Origin of the sequence: Roseibium sp. (assembly GCF_048261595.1) — a bacterium.
Lineage (GTDB): Bacteria > Pseudomonadota > Alphaproteobacteria > Rhizobiales > Stappiaceae > Roseibium.
The window spans coordinates 99384-118109 of sequence record NZ_JBLXFW010000005.1 but is presented as its reverse complement, the minus strand read 5'-3'; the positions used below and the strand labels follow the sequence as shown (position 1 = coordinate 118109).

Sequence of the window (18726 nt, the reverse complement as noted above, 5' to 3'; positions counted from 1 at the left end):
AAGAGAAAAAGCAAGCTACGCCAACAGCAAAATAAACGGTGCCCTGGCGGTGAGAAATTCAAAAATCATGAAGGCCCGAAGCGGGCGGGATCATGGCGACGGGAGGTCGAACGCCATGATCACCTTGCATCCGCGATGCGGTAGCCGTCATGACGGCACCGGGCGATCAATGCATCGACAGCCATTCGCGGGCCGAACGCTGTGCCTCGGCAATTTCGGACGCACTCATTTCGCCGGAGATTTCCTTGCGATAGCGAGCAGCTTCCGAGTTGCCCTTGAGCGCGGCAATGTTGAACCACTTGTGGGCACTGATCAGATCGGTGCAGCCGTGGCGGCCGCAAGCGCTGTCCAGACCCATCTGGAACAGGATGTCGGCGCTGGCGGGCTGTTCGCCCATGATGGCCATGTCGGCCGAATAGATTTCAAAACGAGCCATGATGCTCTCCCCATTAATTGCTGCCCTGAGGCATCCCCGAAACGGAGCGCCGAGTGACGCTGCGTTTCTTGAGCTCATCTTGGGAAAAGCGGTTAAAAGCACCGTTAAAGTTCTAACTTAACAGAGACCGAACAAAGACTTAAGCGGGCGTGAATTTTACAAACAGGTAAGCATGACCGGGCAAAAAAGCCCGATTTTTCATTACAGTTCGATTCAAACTGAACAAGTCATCGCAAGGATTTGCTTACCATGACTCAGATTGCCTGCCGCTCTTCTGTGCGTGCGGAAGCCATTTCTCTCGTTCCCGGCAGGCGAAGGGGCGCTGAGACGCGCTCTCGATCGGCTTCATGGCCGGGCAAGAAAATCCGCGCCCATGACGTAAGGTGACGGCTTTCCAGCTTTCCTCGCACCCGGTAGATTGAACCTTCCGTTAACGGAATGACCTTGGGAGGAAACCATGGCGAGGAAACATGTTACCCGGCTGCTTCTTGCAGCCTCCCTGCTGACGGCAGGCGGCAGCGCAGCTTTCGCGAACGATCCGACCGGCGAATGGGCTCGCCCGAGCGGCTCGTCCAAGATCCGGATCGCGCAATGCGGCGGCGCCATCTGCGGCAAGCTGATCTGGCTGAAGGAGCCGCGCAACGATACGGCCAACCCGGATCCGGCGAAGCGCACCCGCCCTCTGCTTGGGGTCCAGATCGTCAACGCAATGAAACCGACCGGCAAGCAGGGCCAGTGGAAGGGCACGGTCTATAACGCCGAGGACGGCAAGACCTATACCGGCTTCATCCAGATGCCGTCGGGCAACAAGATGAAGCTGGAAGGCTGCGTGATGGGCGGACTGATCTGCAAGGGCGAGACCTGGACGCGCGTCAAGTAACCCGTCCAAACCGGCGCCAGCGTCAAAAGGCGCGGGCAAAAGAAAAAGGCGCGCCACCACCCGGGTGACGCGCCTTTCTCGTTATCAGATTTCCGATACCAAACCGGATTTCAAAAGACAGTTGTCTTACTTGGCGCGCTGACCGAAGAGCACCGACTGCGCGCCCTTGTCGGCGGCAAGGTTGACCTTCTCACGCTCTTCCTTGCCCACGGCCAGACCTTTCTGAACCGCATCACGGGCGTCGAGCCGCGCCTTCCAGGCCTTCACGTTCGGGAATTCCTCAAGGTCCATGCCCTGACGTTCCCAGCCTTGCGACCAGCCAATGATGGCCATGTCCGCAATCGTGTATTCACCGGCGGCGACATAGTCGCGGCCTTCCAGCCTCTTGTTCAAGACACCGTAGAGGCGATGGGTCTCGTTGAGATAGCGATCCATTGCATAAGGAAGCTTTTCCGGCGCATAGATGCGGAAGTGATGGTTCTGGCCCAGCATCGGGCCAAATCCACCCATCTGCCACATCAGCCATTCCTCGGTCTCGATGCGCTTGCGCTCATCCGTGGGATAGAACTGGCCGAACTTGCGGCCGAGATACTGCAGGATCGCACCGGATTCGAAGACAGACACCGGCTCGCCGTCCGGGCCTTCCGGATCGATGATGGCCGGCATGCGGTTGTTGGGAGCAATCTTTAGAAAATCGGGAGCGAACTGGTCACCGGCGCCGATATTGATCAGTTTCAGGTCATAGGGAACGCCGAGTTCCTCCAGCATGATGGAGATCTTCCAGCCGTTCGGCGTCGGCCAGTAGTAAAGTTCAATCGGCTTTTCTTGGGTGACGGCCATGTGGCGCTCCTGCTTGGAAATTCGGTAAATTCAGAGAGATGAATATTCATCGTTGAATACCGATGATTTAGGTCGTCCTCATTGCCCCCGCAAGCGCTGCAGCAGGGAAAAAGTCAGACCGTCATAACATCTTCTTGAAGCCGAGATGGCTCTGGGCAAATCCGAGGCGGTCGTAGAAGCGGTGCGCATCGACCCGCACCTTGTTGGAGGTGAGCTGCATCAGTCCGGCTCCGGCCTCCCGCGCCAATGCTTCCGCGTGGGCCATCATCAGCGCACCGATGCCCTTGCCGCGCATGTCCTCGCGGGTGTGGACGCTCTCAAGCTCGACGCGGGAGCGGCCGCGGAATGCCAGCCCTTTGAGGAAATGGATCTGGTACGTCCCCAGAACCTCGCCTTCGGGGGAAAGCGCGACATAGACATCCATCTCCGGCGCCGCCAGCATGGCATCGAAGGCCGCCCGGTACTCCTCGACATTGTCGCTTTCCTGTCCGATCCGGGCACCGGCCGCGCCCGCAATCAGGATCGACAGGATAGGCGCCAGATGTTCAGGCCGTGCCTTTTCGATGGAAATGTCGATCGTCAAATTCTTCTCCTCAGATCGGGATCTTCTAGCGGCATAGCGGATCGGAGACCTCAAGCGGTTGTACGCCCCACCAGGTGGTGCGCCAGCCTTCCTCCTTCCATAGGTGCGGCCAGTCAGCCTTCAGATAGCGGCCCGGTTGAGCCGGCGCCGTTTCGCGCTCCAAACGCTTTGCAAAATCCTGCGACGCGCCCCCTGCCGGGGCGCCCTCGCCTGCCTCCCATATATAGAAGCAAAGCTCGCGCGCACTGCCCGGTGTCAGACGACCGCGTGCGAGGATACGAGCCTGCGGGAACAGAACACGAAGGTTTCCGCCCGTGTACTCGTCGTCGGCGACAAGGGTCGCACGCGCGGCCCCAAGCGCGGCAAGCTCACCCTGGATACCGGCATAGGGCTTCATGTGCCGGCATTTGCCGCCGCACATGGTTTTGTCCGGTACCACCAGTCCGGGAACCCGGGCAAGCAAGGCGACAAGAGCAAAGCCAATCACGACAATCGTCAGCCACCGCCAGCGGCGCCCTGCTTCGAAACGGGCAAGATCGGCGAAAAGCCAGATTGGCAACAGGATCAGGAGCGGATGCATGTGCCGCTCCTTCACGTATGTCGCGCCGGTGACAACGATCAGGAGAGCGGTCAGCGCGATCATGACAAGCACCGTGCGCCCGCACAGCCGCGCAACACCGTTGACCGCCTCGGACCTGGGCTCGAGCCGCCCGGCGTAGCGTTGCCAGAAAAGAGCAAGCACCAATGGCACCAACGGAACGGAGAAGCCGAGAAGCCCGAAACCGAGCTTTCCAAGGCCCGAGATGGCCCGGAAGGCATGCGAACTCGCATCCCGGACGCCCATCGTCACCGCGACCTCGTTCATCAGCGCAAGCCCCTCACTGAGAACCCAGTAGAGATATGGGCTATAGACCACCGCAGCCGACAGCAGAGACACGATCAGGCCGGACGGTCGCAGCCGCCCGCGCCATTGCCGGTCGCTGAGGGCGGTCAGCAGCAGTGCCAGAACGAAGAGCGGATAGGAATGCTTGGCAAGAAGCCCCGCGCCAATGGCCACGCCGAAGATCGCGTAGGCACTGAAAGATCGCGTTTCCAGCGCCCGGATGAAACCCCAGGCACTTGCGGAACAGGCCGTCACCAGCACGACCGTGTGGGTCACCCCTTCATGAAGGTTCCAGCCGAACTGATAGAACAGCGAATAGGAAAAGACGCAAAGCGCGGCGAGACGCACGTCCGGAATGGCACGGCGGGCAATCAGGAACAGGAACAGGGCCGACAGCGAGATCAGGCCGTATTTCAGGCTGAGAAAGCTCCAGATCGTCGGGCCGGTGACCTGCTGGATCGACCAGAGCAGCCACTCGTAAAGCGGCGGCTGGCGCAACACATAGCCGGCGTGGAGTTCCTGCACGAGAATATTCTCGAACATGTCATCCGTTCCGAGCACCGGCGACATGAGCGCCCGCAGCAGCATGTGCGCAAGGCCCCAGAGAGCAACGATGCCCCACACGCCAAGCGGCGTGGCGAAGAAGGAAGGACGACTTGGCGAGGTATCGGCGGCGGAGTGCATCTGGAATCGAGGCTCTTTGAATATGGTCCCGGTTTATCCCATTGCCGCCGGAAAACACAGCCGCAAACCGGATTTTGCCAGGACGGTGGCTGCAGTGCCCCAAAAACAAAACGCCCCGCAGAAGGCTGCGAGGCGTTGAAATTTCAAAGCGGACCGGAAGCGGCCGCTTTTCCGAAGACGGTCACTCGATGCCGATCTTCTTTTTCAGGATGTCGTTTACGGCCTGCGGGTTGGCCTTGCCCTGGCTGGCCTTCATCACCTGGCCAACGAACCAGCCGACGAGGTTCGGCTTTTCCCTGGCCTGCTCGACCTTGTCCGGGTTGGCAGCCATGATCTCCTCGACAACGGCCTCGATGGCGCCGGTGTCGGTGACCTGCTTCATGCCGCGGCTCTCGACGATCTCGGCCGGGTCACCGCCCTCGGTCCAGACGATCTCGAACAGGTCCTTGGCGATCTTGCCCGAAATCGTGCCTTCCTTGATCAGGTCGATGATGCCGCCAAGCTGGGCCGCGGAAACCGGGCTGCTCGAAACATCCAGGCCTTCCTTGTTCAGGCGGCCGAAGAGTTCGTTGATCACCCAGTTGGCAGCGAGTTTCGCGTCGCGTCCCTTGGCAACGTCCTCGAAGAACGCAGCAGACACCTGCTCCATGACCAGAACATCGGCATCATATGGCGTCAGGCCCCAATCCTTGACGAAGCGGGCCTTCTTCTCGTCCGGCAGTTCCGGCAGGTCCTTGGCCAGTTCGTCCACGAATTCCTGCGTGAACTCCAGCGGCAACAGGTCCGGGTCCGGAAAATAGCGGTAGTCATGCGCTTCTTCCTTGGAGCGCATGGAGCGGGTCTCGCCCTTCACAGCATCGAACAGACGGGTTTCCTGGTCGATGGAACCACCGTCTTCCAGGATCGCCATCTGGCGGCGGGCTTCATATTCGATCGCCTGACCGACGAAGCGGATCGAGTTGACGTTCTTGATCTCGCAGCGGGTGCCGAACTCACCACCCGGACGGCGCACGGAGACGTTTACGTCGGCGCGCATGGAGCCCTGGTCCATGTTGCCGTCGCAGGTTCCGAGGTAGCGCAGAATGGTGCGCAGCTTGGTCAGATAGGCCTTGGCTTCATCCGCCGAGCGCAGGTCCGGCTTGGAAACAATCTCCATCAGCGCAACGCCGGAGCGGTTCAGGTCCACGAAGGACATGGACGGATGCTGGTCGTGCAGCGACTTGCCCGCATCCTGCTCAAGGTGCAGGCGCTCGACACCGATCTCGACCCGTTCGTCGGGCATGTCGAGGATGATCTTGCCCTCGCCGACGATCGGCTGCTTGAACTGGGAGATCTGGTAGCCCTGCGGCAGGTCCGGATAGAAATAGTTCTTGCGGTCGAACACGGACTTCAGGTTGATCGCCGCCTTGAGGCCAAGGCCGGTTCGGATCGCCTGGCGCACGCATTCCTCGTTGATGACGGGAAGCATGCCGGGCATGGCCGCGTCGACGAGGCTGACGTTGTCGTTGGGATCCTTGCCGAATTCCGTCGAAGCACCGGAGAAAAGCTTGGCTTCCGACGTGACCTGGGCATGGACTTCCATACCGATCACGATTTCCCAGTCGCCGGTCGCGCCCTTGATGAATTTCTTCGGATCGGGCGTGCGTGCGTCGACAATCGTCATGCGTCTCAAATCCTGTTCGCTGGTAACTTGCCGCTGCGGGCCTCGGCTTTCCGTATAAAACCAGCCCACGGGCATTACAATCCGTTGCGCAGATGCCTAATCGGGAATTTTGCACGCCGCAAGCGTTTCATGGCCGCAGGAGCACTGACCTGCAATTAATCCGCGACTATTGCGGCGGATTTTGAGTCTTGCCCGTGCGCATGATGAAGCCAATTAGGACGGCAACCGCCTGGTAGAGTTCGACCGGGATCTCGTGATCGATTTCAATCTGCGAAAGCGCTTCGGCCATCATAGGATTGTTTTCGATCGGCACCCCGGCTTCGCGGGCCAGTTCCTCGATCCTCTCGGCAACCGAGCCGGTGCCCTTGGCGGTAACGGTGGGCGCAGTGTCGCCGTCATAGGAAAGCGCGACGGCAAGTTTCTTTTCAGAGCCCTTGGACTTCGTCTCGCTCATGACTGCCGGTCCACCTTGGCGCCTGCGGAAGCCTGTACCCGCATGGGCAGGCCGCGAATGAAGCGCAGTTCCTGCAGGTCGAGGCCCGCATCGGCAAAGGCGGCCTCGATGGTCTCGCGCTGGCCTCCCAGTCCCTGATAGGTTTCCTCACGCTCGATCCAGAGGCTGACGAAAGTCCCGCCACCGCGTAGGCTGATGGCCGCCTCGAATGGTCCGGTAGCGGTCAGGTCCATCCCGAACCGCAGCCGCCAGGCGCGCCCCTCGTCTCCCTCGCCGGTGTCATGATCGGGATCGCGTCCGACCTGCATCTGCATGACCGCCGTTTCCTGCCCGACCGCGATCGGAAGCTCCATGACCAGATCCATGGCCCGGCCTTGCGATGCCCGGGAGACAGGACCGTCGTCGTCCCCGAGGCCACGGTTGACCATCTGTGTCAGCCGGATCCGGGCAAGGGCGCTGTCTGTGTCCTGCATCAGTTTGCCGAGAAGCTCCTGTGCGTTCAAAGCCTTGGCTGCGCCTTCGGAAGCTGACGACGATCGGGATTGCGCCTGTCCGCGCGGACCTGCGTGAAGGTTAGGCACGGGCGGCTGCACCATGGGGCGCGGAATCTGAGCCTTGACCCCAAGTCCGGCCAACAGGCCCTTCAACTGCCCCAGAAGCATCTTGAGATCTTCGCTGTCAGCCTTTCCTGCCGCCTGGCCCGCCTCCGCGAACACACCGGAGCTTCTGACTGCCGCCCCAATGTCACCAGCGCTTGGCGCGGAGGAGCCGCCGAGACGCAGACCGAGGATCTGCTGCATGACCTGCTTGACCGGCTCGCTGACAGTGATTGTGCCTGCGGCGGCTGCCGCGCTGACCGTCTGCACCTGGGAGAAGACCCCGGAAAGCGAACTCTGCTGGGCATCAAGCGCCGGTCTCAGCTGGGCAGCCGCATCGACAAGCTGCTGCGAAACCGGCGTCCTGGCCCCGGAGGTTGTAGCTGATGCAACGGGCGACGTTGCCGCGCTATAGCCGGACGCCTGCGGATAGGACGCCACAAGACGCCCCGTCACCTGGCTCTGTACCCGTTCGGCTGTCGATTGACCTTGCGCGCCGGACACGGCATTTGCAGCTGCTGATATATTGGAGCTGGGCGTCGCCCCTGCGCCGGGATTGCCTGTCGAACCGGCGAGGTTTGACGTCGGCGCGGCTTGCGCCTGTCCGCCTGAGCCGGGCGATGATTGTAGGGGGATACCCTGCCCTCCCGTGACGAGCCGCGCGCCCGGATCCATTGGCGGAGCCCCGGCATTTGACGGAGCGGCCGAAGCAGCGGGAGCACTTGGGATAGATGTGCTCGGGGCCGGCCCTGAAGGCGAATTTGGGATTGGTGCTTGTCCTCCCGCCGCCGCCCCCGGTTGAGCGACCCGCTGCCCCGCACCGGTGCGCGTTGCCGGTCCTGCAGGTGATGAGGCACTCGCTACCGCTGGCGCAGCAGCCGCCTTTCCGGCCACTGGCGTTCCGGAGGCACCTCCTCCCGAGGAAGGATTCCCGGCAGGCAGCATCTCGGATGTAGAGACAACAGCTTGAGAACCTGGAGCTGGGGAGCCTGGCGGAACGGGTTGAGCTGCGACCGATTGGGAACCGCCCGCTGTTGGAGAGGCGGTTGGAGCCGCGGATGTCGCAAGGCCACCAGTTGCTTGAGATCCGGCGGGCGGAGCGCTCCCTGCAAGACCCGTCTGCGCGTTTGCCGCTCCAACGGGTGATCCGCTTGCAGGTCCGGGTCCTTGGACACCGGTTGATGGCGAAGGCGCCGGACCGGACCCAGCGCTGGTGACATTTGCCGTCTGAGATAAGCCGGAAGGCGCTTTTGTGTTCGCTACCGATGGGGAAGGAACACCCCCTTGCGCGCCCGTCTGCGCCACCACGGGTGAAGTCACCGACGTGGCGGCGGGTGAAATTTTGCCTCCCGCGGCCGGATTGGGCACCGCCTGCGCAGCTCCCGACGCTGTTGCCGCGGGCGATGTTCCTGCAGAGGTCACCGGTCCACTTCCCGCACTCGCTGCCGGGACCGGCTGGCCTCCCGGCGCACCTTGTCCCGTCAGGCCTGACAACACGCCAGGAGACGACAAGACATTTGCGGATGCGCCTGAAGGCAGGGCGGCGGGAGCACTCGCCATTTGGAGCGGAAGCGATCCGGTCAGTTGCACCTTCACTTGAGGAGCCTGAACCTGCGGAGCCTGATTTTGGGGGGATTGGCCTTGGGCGGGCGGAACCTGCGGAAGAGTGGCACCCGCTGCCGATGGCGAGGATGGCGCAGAAGGCGTGGCAGGCGTGCCGGAGGGAGTTGCTCCCGTCTGCACCGGAATGATTCTGATTTGCGGTTGAGCCGTATCGCCGGAAACCTTGATCGTCACCTCGGTTCCCTTGGGTAGCGCCTCACTCGCTTTCACATCGACCGTCTGTTTCCCGACCGCAAGGCGCAGAACATTGTCGCGTCCGCTTTCAACCACCCGGGCCTGCACTTCCATGCCCGGCTCAAGCTTCAGCGTGCCCGAAGTCTGGCGCGATGCCTGCGTCATCTGTAGGGCAGCGATGTGACCGACCATGTAGCTTCCTCAACGCATTTCGCGCAGTCTCGCAGGATGCGCACCTGCGTAAACTAACAGAGTTTCCTAACCCAATGGAAAGCACAAGATAGGCAGGCACTCCGGATTGACACGGATCAACGCAATCCATCCGTCGTCAACGTATCGAGAATGTGGGGCAACGGACGAACAAAGACAAAAGCAAGAGTAACCTTCCGGAGAAGCCGTGATGCGCTGGATTGATCGAATGAATGAACGGGCCGATCTCATGGGCAGAATGATCCAAACGATCGGAGCCATGGACAAGATGCCCGCAGGATTGTCACTTGAGAGCGACCTGCGTCTGGCAGCGTCTCGCTGCCTCACCTGCTCACACACAAAGGCATGTGCCCGCTGGCTTGAGGATAATTGCGAAGGCGCAGACGCCCCCATGAGCAATTGCCCGAATGCGGAGGTTTTCAGCAACTGGCTGAAAACCTGAACACCGCAACCTGATGCTTCCTGGTCAGAGCCTACGAGCCCATCGGCCCGAAGGCCTGATCAAGTTCGGCGGCGGCGCGCAATCACATAGGCTGCAATGGCAACGGCCGAAGCCCCGACAAAACGGAACGGGATCGTCGCAAGAGCACCTGCATCATGCGGGAACAATGCCGGCAAGCCGAGAAGGCCCCAGCCCGCCTCGAAAATCAGAGAGAGAATCGCTCCGGCGAAACCGGCAATGGCGATTTTTGCAGCCTGATCGGCCTTCCAGCCAAGGTATGCTCCGATCGCAAGGGAGATCGGGTTCAAAAGGCCGGCCAGGCCGAAAAGGTCGAGCCATGTATCGGAAAGTGTCATCATTCTCCTTGTCTAGCGTGGCAGAGATGCATTTGCGAGCCTCATTTACAGCGCAGCGACGCCGTGACGCTTCCCGAACATTGAGCGTGAAACCAGACAAAAACAGTCAAGAAACCCCAGAAAGTACAACCCCACATATATTTGATCTAAATAATGTATTCATGGCATTCTTGTTGCGCGCATTGGTGATGCACCGTAGGATGGCTTCGTTATTATAAGAATGACTTTTCAGGTAAGTAATTTCTGCATGACGACCACCGCATTGAAGAACATATCCTGCACAACGATCGAAGACATGCGCCAGCGGGGACTTCGCCTGGGTTTCCGGTGTGACCATTGCAGCCGTTTCCGGTACATGGCCGACCGGCGTTTTGAAGCCGAAACCGTCGTTTCCGCGATTTCCGAGAGTCTGACATGCGCGCGCTGCGGATCGACCGAGATCGAAACCTTCGCAGTTGCCCGGCACGAGGCCAGTGGCTACTGGCCAGCGGAAAGCAGCTGAGGGTCAGCCTCGGCAAGCCTGCACACGTGACGGATTTCGACGCGTCCGATTATTGACACTTTTGTCGAGCAAGAGTGTCTCTGCATACCTATGGAGATTTGATGCAAACCCGCCGAGAGGCCCGGTAAGGCCTGACTCCCAAAGCCAGGCAACGAAGGAACAACACGCCAGCATGCGCCTGCTGCCGAGCGTGATCGATCCTCTGCATCAAGATCTCAAAGACAATGGACATTTCGAAACCTGAACAGCGGGTCCTCCACCTGCTGGCTCAAGGCGGCTGCATTCGCGTCGAGAAGAACGACAACGGCCAGATCATCGACAGCACGACCGTCACACGCGACGGCTGGAGCTGGTCAGGCTGCAATCTGCCGCTTTTCAAGAAGCTGAAACGGCGCCGCTATATCGCTTCACGCGGCGGCGGCCCCTACCGGATCACCGAACTGGGCCTGCGGCGCGTCCGTGCGCAGCCGGACAACCGGTAAAAACCTTAGAACCCGGCACCACCCGTGCCGGGTTCTTTGCTTTCAGGAAAGCAGGCGAGCGACCTCTTCGGCGAGCGCCAGGGACGATGTCAGGCCGGGAGATTCGATCCCATACAGCGCCACCAGCCCCTCGATGCCATGGGCGTTGCTGCCATCGATACGGAAATCCGGTGCGGGCTCGCCAGGCCCATGGATCTTGGGGCGGATGCCTGAATAATCCGCCTGAAGCATCCCGTCCTTGAGGCCCGGCCAATAGCGGCGGATCGCATCATGGAAGACCTCCCCCCGCGCCGGATCGACCGAGTATTCGAATTCATCGACCCATTGCAGATCAGGACCAAAGCGGACGCGTCCCTGCAGGTCCAGTGTGACGTGAACGCCGAGCTCTCCCGTATTCTTGGTCGGGACCGGATAGATCAGGCGCGAGAACGGCGCCTTGCCGTCGATCTTGAAGTAGTTGCCCTTGGCAAGATAGGCCTTCGGAGCGTCGGTTCCGTCGATACCTGCTGCAAGTCCCGGGGCACCATGGCCAGCCGAAATCACGAGTTCCCTTGAAGTGATGGCGTATGTCTCATCACCTTCGGCCAGCACCTCGATCCGGAAGCCACCACCATCCATCCGGGAAACCCACAGAACCCTGGTATTCAGAACAACCTGTCCACCGTTGGCTTCGAGTTCGCCCTGAAGCGCCAGCATGTAGCCGTGGCTGTCGATGATACCCGTGGAGGGCGACATCAGCGCGCCCTTGCAGACGAGCTCGGGTTCGAGGACCCCGGCTTCGGACGCATCCATGAACACAAGATCGTCAACGCCATTGGCGGCCGCCCGCGCCCGGATGTTCGCAAGCTCTCCGACCTGGGCATCCGTCGTCGCAACGATCAGTTTGCCGATGCGCTTGCACGCAACGCCGTTGGCAGCGCAGAAATCGTAGAGCAGCTCCTTGCCCCTGACGCAGGCGCGGGCCTTGAGGCTGCCCCTCGGATAATAGATCCCGGCGTGAATGACTTCCGAATTGCGGGCACTCGTTTCCGAGCCGATCAGATCATGCTGCTCGAGAACCATGACTTCCCGGCCACCGAGTGCCAGCGCGCGCGCACTCGCCATCCCCACGGCCCCTGCTCCGATGACGATGGTCTCAATGTCGTGCATGGCAGATCTCACGCTATCTTAGAACCAACCTCATCCAGAGGAAGCGCCTTGGCGCTGTCTCGAAGGATGGGCGGCAATTCCGGAAGATGTGGCACATCCTTCGAGACGAGCCTGTCGGCTCTCCTCAGGATGAGGCTCTGGAAACAGAGCTACCTCGGACATGCCCCCAAAAATGATGGTGTATTTGTTTTCGGCTGCAGTCCCGGCCTTGAGCCGGGACCTGCACTCGTGTCAGTGGCCCCGGCTCAAGGCCGGGGCGGCAAGATCATGAACCCGAAGGGCCTCAGCCCCACCAGTTGGCCGGCTCGAAGGAACCAGCCTGGTTCTCGATCACGGAACCGATCTGGAACAGCGTGCTCTCATCGAAGGGCTTTCCGATCAGCTGCAGGCCGAGCGGCAGGCCTTCACTGCTGAGACCCGCGGGAACCGAAATGCCCGGAAGACCCGCCATGTTGACGGTCACGGTGAAGATATCCTGCATGTACATCTTGACCGGGTCTGAATGCATTTCCTTGTCGCCGATGCCGAAGGCAGCGGACGGGGTCGCCGGCGTCAGGATCGCATCGACACCATTGGCCCAGGCCAGGTCGAAGTCGCGCTTGATCAGCGTACGCACCTTCTGGGCCTTGAGGTAATAGGCGTCGTAATAGCCGGCGGAAAGAACATAGGTGCCGATCAGGATACGGCGCTTGACCTCTTCGCCGAAACCTTCGGCCCGCGTGTTCTCGTACATGTCGACGATGTCCTTGCCGGGAACACGCAGGCCGTAGCGAACGCCGTCGTAGCGGGCAAGGTTGGACGAGGCTTCCGCCGGAGCGACGATGTAATAGGCCGGCAGGGCGTATTTGGTATGCGGCAGCGAGATATCGACGATCTCGGCGCCGGCGTCCTTCAGCCACTGAATGCCCTTCTGCCACAGTTCGTCGATTTCCGAAGACATGCCATCGACGCGATATTCAGCCGGAATACCGATCTTCAGGCCCTTCACCGACTTGCCGATGGCAGCCTCATAGTCCGGCACCTCGATATCGACCGACGTCGTGTCCTTGGCATCGACCGAGGCCATGGACTTCAGGAGGATCGCGCTGTCACGAACGGTATGGGCGATCGGGCCTGCCTGGTCCAGCGATGATGCAAAGGCAACGACACCCCAACGCGAGCAGCGGCCATAGGTCGGCTTGATGCCGACGGTGCCCGTCAGCGCGGCCGGCTGGCGAATGGATCCGCCGGTATCGGTTGCCGTCGCACCCATGCACATGCGGGCGGCGACAGCCGCCGCAGACCCGCCGGAAGATCCACCCGGAACGAGGGCTTCGTCGGAGCCGTTCTTGCGGTAAGGGTTGACCACATTGCCGTAGTAGGAGGTCTCATTGGACGAGCCCATGGCGAACTCGTCCATGTTGAGCTTGCCCAGCATGACTGCGCCGTCGGCCCATAGGTTCGACGTCACCGTGGATTCATAGACCGGCTTGAAGCCGTCCAGAATGTGGGAACAGGCCTGGGTGTGGACGCCCTTGGTCGCGAACAGGTCCTTGATGCCGAGCGGAATGCCTTCCAGCGCGCCGCCTTCGCCCTTGGCGAGCTTGTCGTCGGACGCCTTGGCCATGTCGCGGGCCTGGTCGGCGGTCACCGCAACATAGGCGTTGATCTGGCCGTTGGCCACTTCGATGTTCTTCAGGAAGGCATCGGTCAGCTCGAGCGAGGTGAATTCCTTCTTCGCCAGCTTTTCGCGCGCTTCGGCGATCGTCAGTTTCGTCAGATCGGTCATATCTCAGATCTCGGTTTCGGCCATCAAGGGCCGGGAATAGAAAACGGATTCCGGATGCTCCGGATAATCGAGTACGGGGCCGCAGAGCGTGAAGCCACGGCGCTCGTAAAGCTTGCGCGCGGCCTCGTAATTCCAGCCGGTTTCCAGCACAAGCTGCCGCACACCCTCGCTCTTTGCTTCTTCGATGATCCTGTCGAGGATCATCGCGCCAAGGCCCTGCCCCTGAAAGGCAGGACGGGTGTACATGCGCTTGACTTCAGCCACACCGCCATCGTGGCGATGCAGGGCCCCGCAAGCGGCTATCTCGCCAGCGACGCGCGCAACGAAAACGGTCGTCCGCTCGCCGGCCATCTGCTCTGCAGTCAGATGATGGCAAGCCTCCGCCGGTGTCAGGCTGAGAAGAAGATCGCTCAGCTCCTGAACCATCGCCCGCATGTCCGGGCTCAGCGGTGTTTCGACTGTAATCGTGGCAGACATGGCGTGACCGGCTTACTCGACGACCTTCGGCACCATGAAGAAGTTGTCTTCACTGACCGGGGCGTTCCGGGTGATGTCGGCTGCATAGCCGCCGTCGGTGACGCCATCGGTGCGCTTCTTCATGGTCTGCTCGACCACCGAAGTCAGCGGCTCGACACCGTCGATGTTGACTTCGTCGAGCTGCTCGACAAAGCCCAGAATTGCATTGAGTTCGCCAGTCATGCGTTCCGCATCGGCGTCCCCCACCTTGATGCGCGCCAGACGGGCGACGCGCTTGACCGTATCGATATCGACGGACATGAAAGCCTCTCGCTTGTTGAAACCTGGTCCGCGTCCGGCAGAACGCGGAAGTTGGCACCTATTTCCCCCAAAACATCCCGACAGACAAGCAAATCCCCGGATTGCAAACCGCTTTCCAGCCAAATACGGTACCAAGCGTAACCGGAAAATTACTTGATGCCAAACGATCAACCTGCTCGCACCGGACGCCCCCGTGAGCCCCGTCTCACCAAGGTATTGCTGACGACCACACTCGCCTCGCTTGCCGAAAATGGCTACGAGGCGACGACGATTGCCGGGCTTGCAGCAACTGCGCGCACAAGCAAGCAGGCCGTCTACCGGCGCTGGCCCGACAAGGGCACCTTGATCGCAGCCGCGATCCGCGCTGCGCTCGATGAGGTCCATCTGCCCTCGCCACAGCGCGGCAGCGTCTTCCAGGACCTGCACGTCTGCCTGACCAACACCTGCGACGCGCTTCAGGACACACCCCTGGGCGGCGCCATTCGGGCGCTCTTCCCCTACCGGTCAAGGCCGGAACTCGAGCAGGTCTTGAAGGAGGTGGAGGAGGACCGCCGTCTCGTCATGCGCCAGATCCTGATCGCAACGCCATTCGAACAGGACATGGAAACCCGGATCGACCTGCTTATCGGCCTCGTTTATTTCCGGCTCCTGATCCGCAACCAGACGATAACTACCAACGACATCGACACCGCAATCCAGCTTGTTCTTGGCCTGACCCCGCCGCGTGATCCCGCTCGCGTGCCTGTGCCGTTTCCGTGATCAGGCTTGATTGGCGAAACCTGCCGCGAAGAAGCATCTTCAAATGGCAGGAAAGAGCCGAAAACGGCCGCCCTTGAAACGCTTCGGAGACTTAACATGACGCTTCTCAAGTCCGTCTCGGCCGCCATGATCCTGGCCGCCTCTTGCCTGGCTCTACCGGCACAGGCAGATGAGATCACCACATTCGTCAAGAACGATGCTGCCATCGGAGGCACCGATCCGGTCGCCTATTTCACCCAAGGCAAGCCGGTCAAAGGCTCCGACGAGTTCACCGCTGTCTATGATGACGTTACCTGGAAATTCTCCTCGGCCGAGAACCGGGACAAGTTTCAGGCGGATCCGGTCAAATATGCCCCGCAATATGGCGGCTTCTGTGCGTTTGGCGCCAGCAAGGGCTTCAAGGTTCCTGTCATCCCCGATGCCTGGAAGATTGTCGATGGCAAGCTTTACCTGAACAACAGCAAATCGGTTCAGGCGCGCTTCGAGGCAGACACCAAGGGCATCATTCACGATGCGACATTGAACTGGGAAATCATCAAGGACAAGAAGCCGGAAGACCTGAAGGAACCGATCATCCGTTAGGCCTTCGTCGGCAGACAAGACCGCAAAAGCCCGCCAACCGGCGGGCTTTTCTCTTTCTGACGATTTCCGGCCTGGCTGGCCAGACACCTTGGCGGTTAGCCGATGAGCGCATTGTCCTTGCGCTTGACCGCGACGATGGCGGAGCGCGCCAGCTTGCCTTCACCGTCCGGGAACGGAGCCTTGGGGTGCTGAATGCCGACGAAAACAGTGCGCTTGTCTGCGGACCATGTGATGCCGGTTACCTCGGCGCCGTAGGGCACCGTCATGAAGCGTTCGATCCGTCCGCTCACAGGGTCGCCGACCAGCATCTGGTTGTTGCCCATGCCGGCAAAGTCGCCCTCGTTCTTGTAGTCGCCATCGGTCTGGATCCACAGCAGGCCGGAGCTGTCGAACATCATGCCGTCCGGCGCATTGAACATGTTGCCGGAATTGATGTTCTCAGATCCCGCATAAGGCGTCCCTGCGTGAACTTCCGGGTTACCGGCCATGGCATAGAGGTCCCAGTTGAACGTGGACGCGCCATGGTCGTCATCAGCCGGATACCAGCGAACGATCTGGCCGTAGTTGTTGCCCTCGCGCGGGTTGGGACCATTGACCGCAGTGTCATCTCCGCCAGCATTCGGCTTGATGCCCCGGTTCTTGTTGTTGGTCAGCGCGCAGTAGGCCTCTACGGCAACCGGGTTCACCGCAACCCATTCCGGGCGGTCCATGGTGGTTGCTCCGACCTTTGAAGCGGCCATGCGCGAGAAGACGCAGATTTCCTGGATGGACATGCCGGTCGTCTCGGGAGTTAGCGCAAGCCACTCGCCGGTACCGTCCTCGGCGAATTTTGCGACGTAGAGGGTGCCTTCATCGAGCAGACCGTCCGTCGAAGCGCCGGGTGTATAGGTGCCGTTGGACACGAATTTGTAGAGAAACTCGCCCCGCTCGTCGTCGCCCATGTAGACCACGACCTGGCCGTTCGGTGCGAGGGTGCAGGCTGCATTCTCATGCTTGAAACGGCCGAGCGCCGTCCGCTTCACCGGAGTGGCATCCGGGTTGGCCGGATCGATCTCGACAATGTAGCCCGCGCGGCGCGGTTCGTTGACGTTCTTCGAAACGTCGAAGCGCTCGTCGAACTTTTCGTAATCGTAGCGGCTTTCAAGACCGATACCGTAGCGCTTGTAGTCGTCCGGCAGCGCAAAGCCTTCATCGGTCGAGCCGAAGTAGCCGTTGAAGTTCTCCTCGCAGGTCAGATACGTACCCCACGGGGTCTTGCCGGCGCCGCAGTTGTTGAACGTGCCGAAAGACTTGGTGCCGGAGGGATCTGCGTCGGTCTTCAGAAGATCATGGCCGGCGGCCGGGCCCGAAATCCGCATTTCCGTATTGTGGGTGATACGGCGATTTAGCGGGCTGTCGACAACCACCTTCCAGCCGTCTTCGCCTTCTTCCACTTCCATCACCGTGACACCCTGGAAGTTCTGCAGGATCGTCACGTCGTCGGCGGTCTGCGGCTTGCCGTCTTCGGTGTGCGGCAGGTTGATCTTCGGGTTCACATATTCGCTGTTGACCGCGATGACCTGCTTGCCGCCGATCACGAACAGCTCCATGCCGTCCGTGTTCTCACCAAAAACCCGGTCGGAAGATTCCACCGGGATGGCCGTTTCGTGGCTGAAGTCGGCAGCATCGGAGAAGAGCTTGTCGCCCCACTTCACCAGGATATCCCAAGTGTAACCTTCCGGCACATGAACCGTTGCATCGGTTGCGATACCGACGGGGGAGAAGGCGAAGCGGCCTGCTTCCTGTGCCATCGCGGAGGAAGAGTTCAGGAAGCTGGCGGCAGTGCCAAGGCCCATTGCGGCGGCACCCGAGCCGAAAGCGATCGCCCCAAGAAAGCCACGGCGGGAAATGGCGGCCTCGACGACGGCGTCAAACCCGGTCGTTTCCGGTGCAGGGCGCTGCAGTTCGTCCCATTCGTCCCAGGACAGGTCGGCGGTGGTTTGATCGGTCATCAGCTTGCTCTCCATTGGCTGGCTCCAAAATCGATGACGACCCGATATAAGCGGCAAATGACACCCGTACGACACAGCACGTGCCATCCGGTCGCAGGTTGACCTGTTCGACGCCCGAATGACAAAGGGCCGGATGATCACACCCGGCCCTTTCTCTTCAAACGGAAAAGCCCTTCAGGTCAGGCGTCGAAGGAGACACCTGGCACCGCAACCCTCACCCGCCCTGCCTGATCGCCGAGTTCGGACACGAAAAGGTCCGGCGTCTGGTCGATGATCGGGAAGGACCCGAAATGGCAAGGGACGATGGTCTCGAAATCAAAGAACCGCTTGCAGGCCAGGGCCGCGAGCTTGCCGCCCATGGTGAAGCGGTCGCCGATCGGCACGACCCCGATCTTGGGCTGGTAGATCTCGTTGATCAGGGCCATGTCGGAGAAAATATCCGTGTCGCCCATGTGATAGAACGTCTTTTCGCCCTCGGCCTCGATGACGATGCCATGCGGGTTGCCAAGATAAGTGCGCCCGCCATCGGCGCTTGATGACGATGAATGATGCGCAACCGTCAGCGCGACCTTGAAGGGACCGACATCAACCCTGCCACCCGAGTTCATCGGGTTGACGTTTTCAATGCTCTTGGAAGCGGCCCAGCCGCAGATCTCTGCATTGGAGGTCAGCTGGGCACCGGTCTTCTTCAGAATATCGATGCTGTCGCCGATATGATCGTCGTGGCCATGGGTCAGAATGACGTGGGTGACGCCTTCGGCCACCTGATCGACACTCAGATTACCCGGGAAACTCGGGTTTCCGGTCAGGAACGGGTCGATCAGGATGGATGCGTCCTTGATTTCGACCTTGAAGGCGGCATGGCCGTACCATGTCAGTTTCATCGCAATTG

21 protein-coding genes are annotated in these 18726 nt (G+C 60.7%); 7 read left to right on the top strand and 14 right to left on the bottom strand.

Annotated features, from left to right (window positions below; all coding sequences use genetic code 11):
* Window positions 1-166 precede the first annotated feature (166 nt).
* Window positions 167-436 (bottom strand): hypothetical protein, encoded by a 270-nt coding sequence (locus ACN0SY_RS16365; RefSeq protein WP_417688992.1) that lies wholly within the window; start codon window positions 434-436, stop codon window positions 167-169.
* A gap of 457 nt (window positions 437-893) precedes the next feature.
* Between ACN0SY_RS16365 and ACN0SY_RS16360 the strand changes: the two genes are divergently transcribed.
* Window positions 894-1316 carry a DUF2147 domain-containing protein gene (locus ACN0SY_RS16360; protein ID WP_417688990.1) on the top strand — a complete coding sequence of 141 codons (423 nt, stop codon included), beginning with the start codon at window positions 894-896 and terminating at the stop codon, window positions 1314-1316.
* 126 nt (window positions 1317-1442) lie between these two features.
* Here the strand turns inward: ACN0SY_RS16360 and ACN0SY_RS16355 are convergent, their stop codons facing one another.
* The 6 genes from ACN0SY_RS16355 to ACN0SY_RS16330 all read right to left on the bottom strand — a co-directional run bounded on the left by ACN0SY_RS16355 (window position 1443) and on the right by ACN0SY_RS16330 (window position 7523).
* Entirely contained in the window at window positions 1443-2156 is a 714-nt protein-coding gene (locus tag ACN0SY_RS16355; RefSeq protein WP_417688988.1) for a glutathione S-transferase N-terminal domain-containing protein, read from the bottom strand.
* Window positions 2157-2277: 121 nt separating this feature from the next.
* Window positions 2278-2739: a GNAT family N-acetyltransferase gene (locus tag ACN0SY_RS16350; RefSeq protein WP_417688986.1), complete on the bottom strand. Its 462-nt coding sequence runs from the start codon at window positions 2737-2739 to the stop codon at window positions 2278-2280.
* A 25-nt stretch (window positions 2740-2764) separates the two neighbouring features.
* Window positions 2765-4306 carry an ArnT family glycosyltransferase gene (locus tag ACN0SY_RS16345; RefSeq protein ID WP_417688984.1) on the bottom strand — a complete coding sequence of 514 codons (1542 nt, stop codon included), beginning with the start codon at window positions 4304-4306 and terminating at the stop codon, window positions 2765-2767.
* Window positions 4307-4487: 181 nt separating this feature from the next.
* Window positions 4488-5969: an Asp-tRNA(Asn)/Glu-tRNA(Gln) amidotransferase subunit GatB gene (gene gatB / locus ACN0SY_RS16340; RefSeq protein ID WP_417688982.1), complete on the bottom strand. Its 1482-nt coding sequence runs from the start codon at window positions 5967-5969 to the stop codon at window positions 4488-4490.
* Window positions 5970-6135: 166 nt separating this feature from the next.
* On the bottom strand, window positions 6136-6423 hold the full coding sequence (locus ACN0SY_RS16335) for an EscU/YscU/HrcU family type III secretion system export apparatus switch protein (protein ID WP_417688980.1): 288 nt from the start codon (window positions 6421-6423) through the stop codon (window positions 6136-6138).
* Window positions 6420-7523: a flagellar hook-length control protein FliK gene (locus tag ACN0SY_RS16330; RefSeq protein ID WP_417688979.1), complete on the bottom strand. Its 1104-nt coding sequence runs from the start codon at window positions 7521-7523 to the stop codon at window positions 6420-6422. The genes ACN0SY_RS16335 and ACN0SY_RS16330 overlap by 4 nt, the downstream gene beginning before the upstream one ends.
* 554 nt (window positions 7524-8077) lie before the next feature.
* Between ACN0SY_RS16330 and ACN0SY_RS16325 the strand changes: the two genes are divergently transcribed.
* Together ACN0SY_RS16325 and ACN0SY_RS16320 are read left to right on the top strand one after the other, a co-directional pair.
* Complete coding sequence (locus ACN0SY_RS16325; RefSeq protein WP_417688977.1) at window positions 8078-8236, top strand: hypothetical protein; 159 nt, start codon at window positions 8078-8080, stop codon at window positions 8234-8236.
* Between the two features lie 980 nt (window positions 8237-9216).
* Window positions 9217-9468, top strand: coding sequence for a DUF6455 family protein (locus ACN0SY_RS16320; protein WP_417688975.1), 252 nt, complete (start codon window positions 9217-9219; stop codon window positions 9466-9468).
* 59 nt (window positions 9469-9527) lie between these two features.
* Here ACN0SY_RS16320 and ACN0SY_RS16315 read toward each other — a convergent pair whose 3' ends face one another.
* Window positions 9528-9827 carry a phosphatidylglycerophosphatase gene (locus ACN0SY_RS16315; protein WP_417688973.1) on the bottom strand — a complete coding sequence of 100 codons (300 nt, stop codon included), beginning with the start codon at window positions 9825-9827 and terminating at the stop codon, window positions 9528-9530.
* A gap of 244 nt (window positions 9828-10071) precedes the next feature.
* Here ACN0SY_RS16315 and ACN0SY_RS16310 point away from each other — a divergent pair, with 244 nt between their 5' ends.
* Together ACN0SY_RS16310 and ACN0SY_RS16305 are read left to right on the top strand one after the other, a co-directional pair.
* Window positions 10072-10326 carry a hypothetical protein gene (locus ACN0SY_RS16310; protein ID WP_417688971.1) on the top strand — a complete coding sequence of 85 codons (255 nt, stop codon included), beginning with the start codon at window positions 10072-10074 and terminating at the stop codon, window positions 10324-10326.
* Between the two features lie 224 nt (window positions 10327-10550).
* Window positions 10551-10808, top strand: a complete 258-nt coding sequence (locus ACN0SY_RS16305; protein WP_417688969.1) for a YjhX family toxin — start codon at window positions 10551-10553, stop codon at window positions 10806-10808.
* A 42-nt stretch (window positions 10809-10850) separates the two neighbouring features.
* Here ACN0SY_RS16305 and ACN0SY_RS16300 read toward each other — a convergent pair whose 3' ends face one another.
* The 4 genes from ACN0SY_RS16300 to gatC form a co-directional block, all read right to left on the bottom strand.
* Window positions 10851-11957 (bottom strand): NAD(P)/FAD-dependent oxidoreductase, encoded by a 1107-nt coding sequence (locus ACN0SY_RS16300; RefSeq protein ID WP_417688967.1) that lies wholly within the window; start codon window positions 11955-11957, stop codon window positions 10851-10853.
* Between the two features lie 283 nt (window positions 11958-12240).
* Window positions 12241-13725: an Asp-tRNA(Asn)/Glu-tRNA(Gln) amidotransferase subunit GatA gene (gene gatA / locus ACN0SY_RS16295; RefSeq protein ID WP_417688965.1), complete on the bottom strand. Its 1485-nt coding sequence runs from the start codon at window positions 13723-13725 to the stop codon at window positions 12241-12243.
* Window positions 13726-13728: 3 nt separating this feature from the next.
* Window positions 13729-14202, bottom strand: a complete 474-nt coding sequence (locus ACN0SY_RS16290) for a GNAT family N-acetyltransferase (RefSeq protein WP_417688963.1) — start codon at window positions 14200-14202, stop codon at window positions 13729-13731.
* A gap of 12 nt (window positions 14203-14214) precedes the next feature.
* Complete coding sequence (gene gatC, locus ACN0SY_RS16285; RefSeq protein WP_417688961.1) at window positions 14215-14502, bottom strand: Asp-tRNA(Asn)/Glu-tRNA(Gln) amidotransferase subunit GatC; 288 nt, start codon at window positions 14500-14502, stop codon at window positions 14215-14217.
* 156 nt (window positions 14503-14658) lie between these two features.
* Between gatC and ACN0SY_RS16280 the strand changes: the two genes are divergently transcribed.
* Together ACN0SY_RS16280 and ACN0SY_RS16275 are read left to right on the top strand one after the other, a co-directional pair.
* Window positions 14659-15261: a TetR/AcrR family transcriptional regulator gene (locus ACN0SY_RS16280; protein WP_417688959.1), complete on the top strand. Its 603-nt coding sequence runs from the start codon at window positions 14659-14661 to the stop codon at window positions 15259-15261.
* Between the two features lie 96 nt (window positions 15262-15357).
* The gene (locus ACN0SY_RS16275) at window positions 15358-15843 is read left to right on the top strand and encodes a YHS domain-containing (seleno)protein (protein WP_417688957.1); all 486 of its coding nucleotides are present in this window, start codon (window positions 15358-15360) and stop codon (window positions 15841-15843) included.
* A 95-nt stretch (window positions 15844-15938) separates the two neighbouring features.
* Here the strand turns inward: ACN0SY_RS16275 and ACN0SY_RS16270 are convergent, their stop codons facing one another.
* Both ACN0SY_RS16270 and ACN0SY_RS16265 read right to left on the bottom strand, forming a co-directional pair.
* Window positions 15939-17834 (bottom strand): PhoX family protein, encoded by a 1896-nt coding sequence (locus tag ACN0SY_RS16270; RefSeq protein WP_417688955.1) that lies wholly within the window; start codon window positions 17832-17834, stop codon window positions 15939-15941.
* 179 nt (window positions 17835-18013) lie between these two features.
* Window positions 18014-18718, bottom strand: coding sequence for a metal-dependent hydrolase (locus ACN0SY_RS16265; RefSeq protein ID WP_417688953.1), 705 nt, complete (start codon window positions 18716-18718; stop codon window positions 18014-18016).
* Between the last annotated feature and the right edge of the window lie 8 nt (window positions 18719-18726).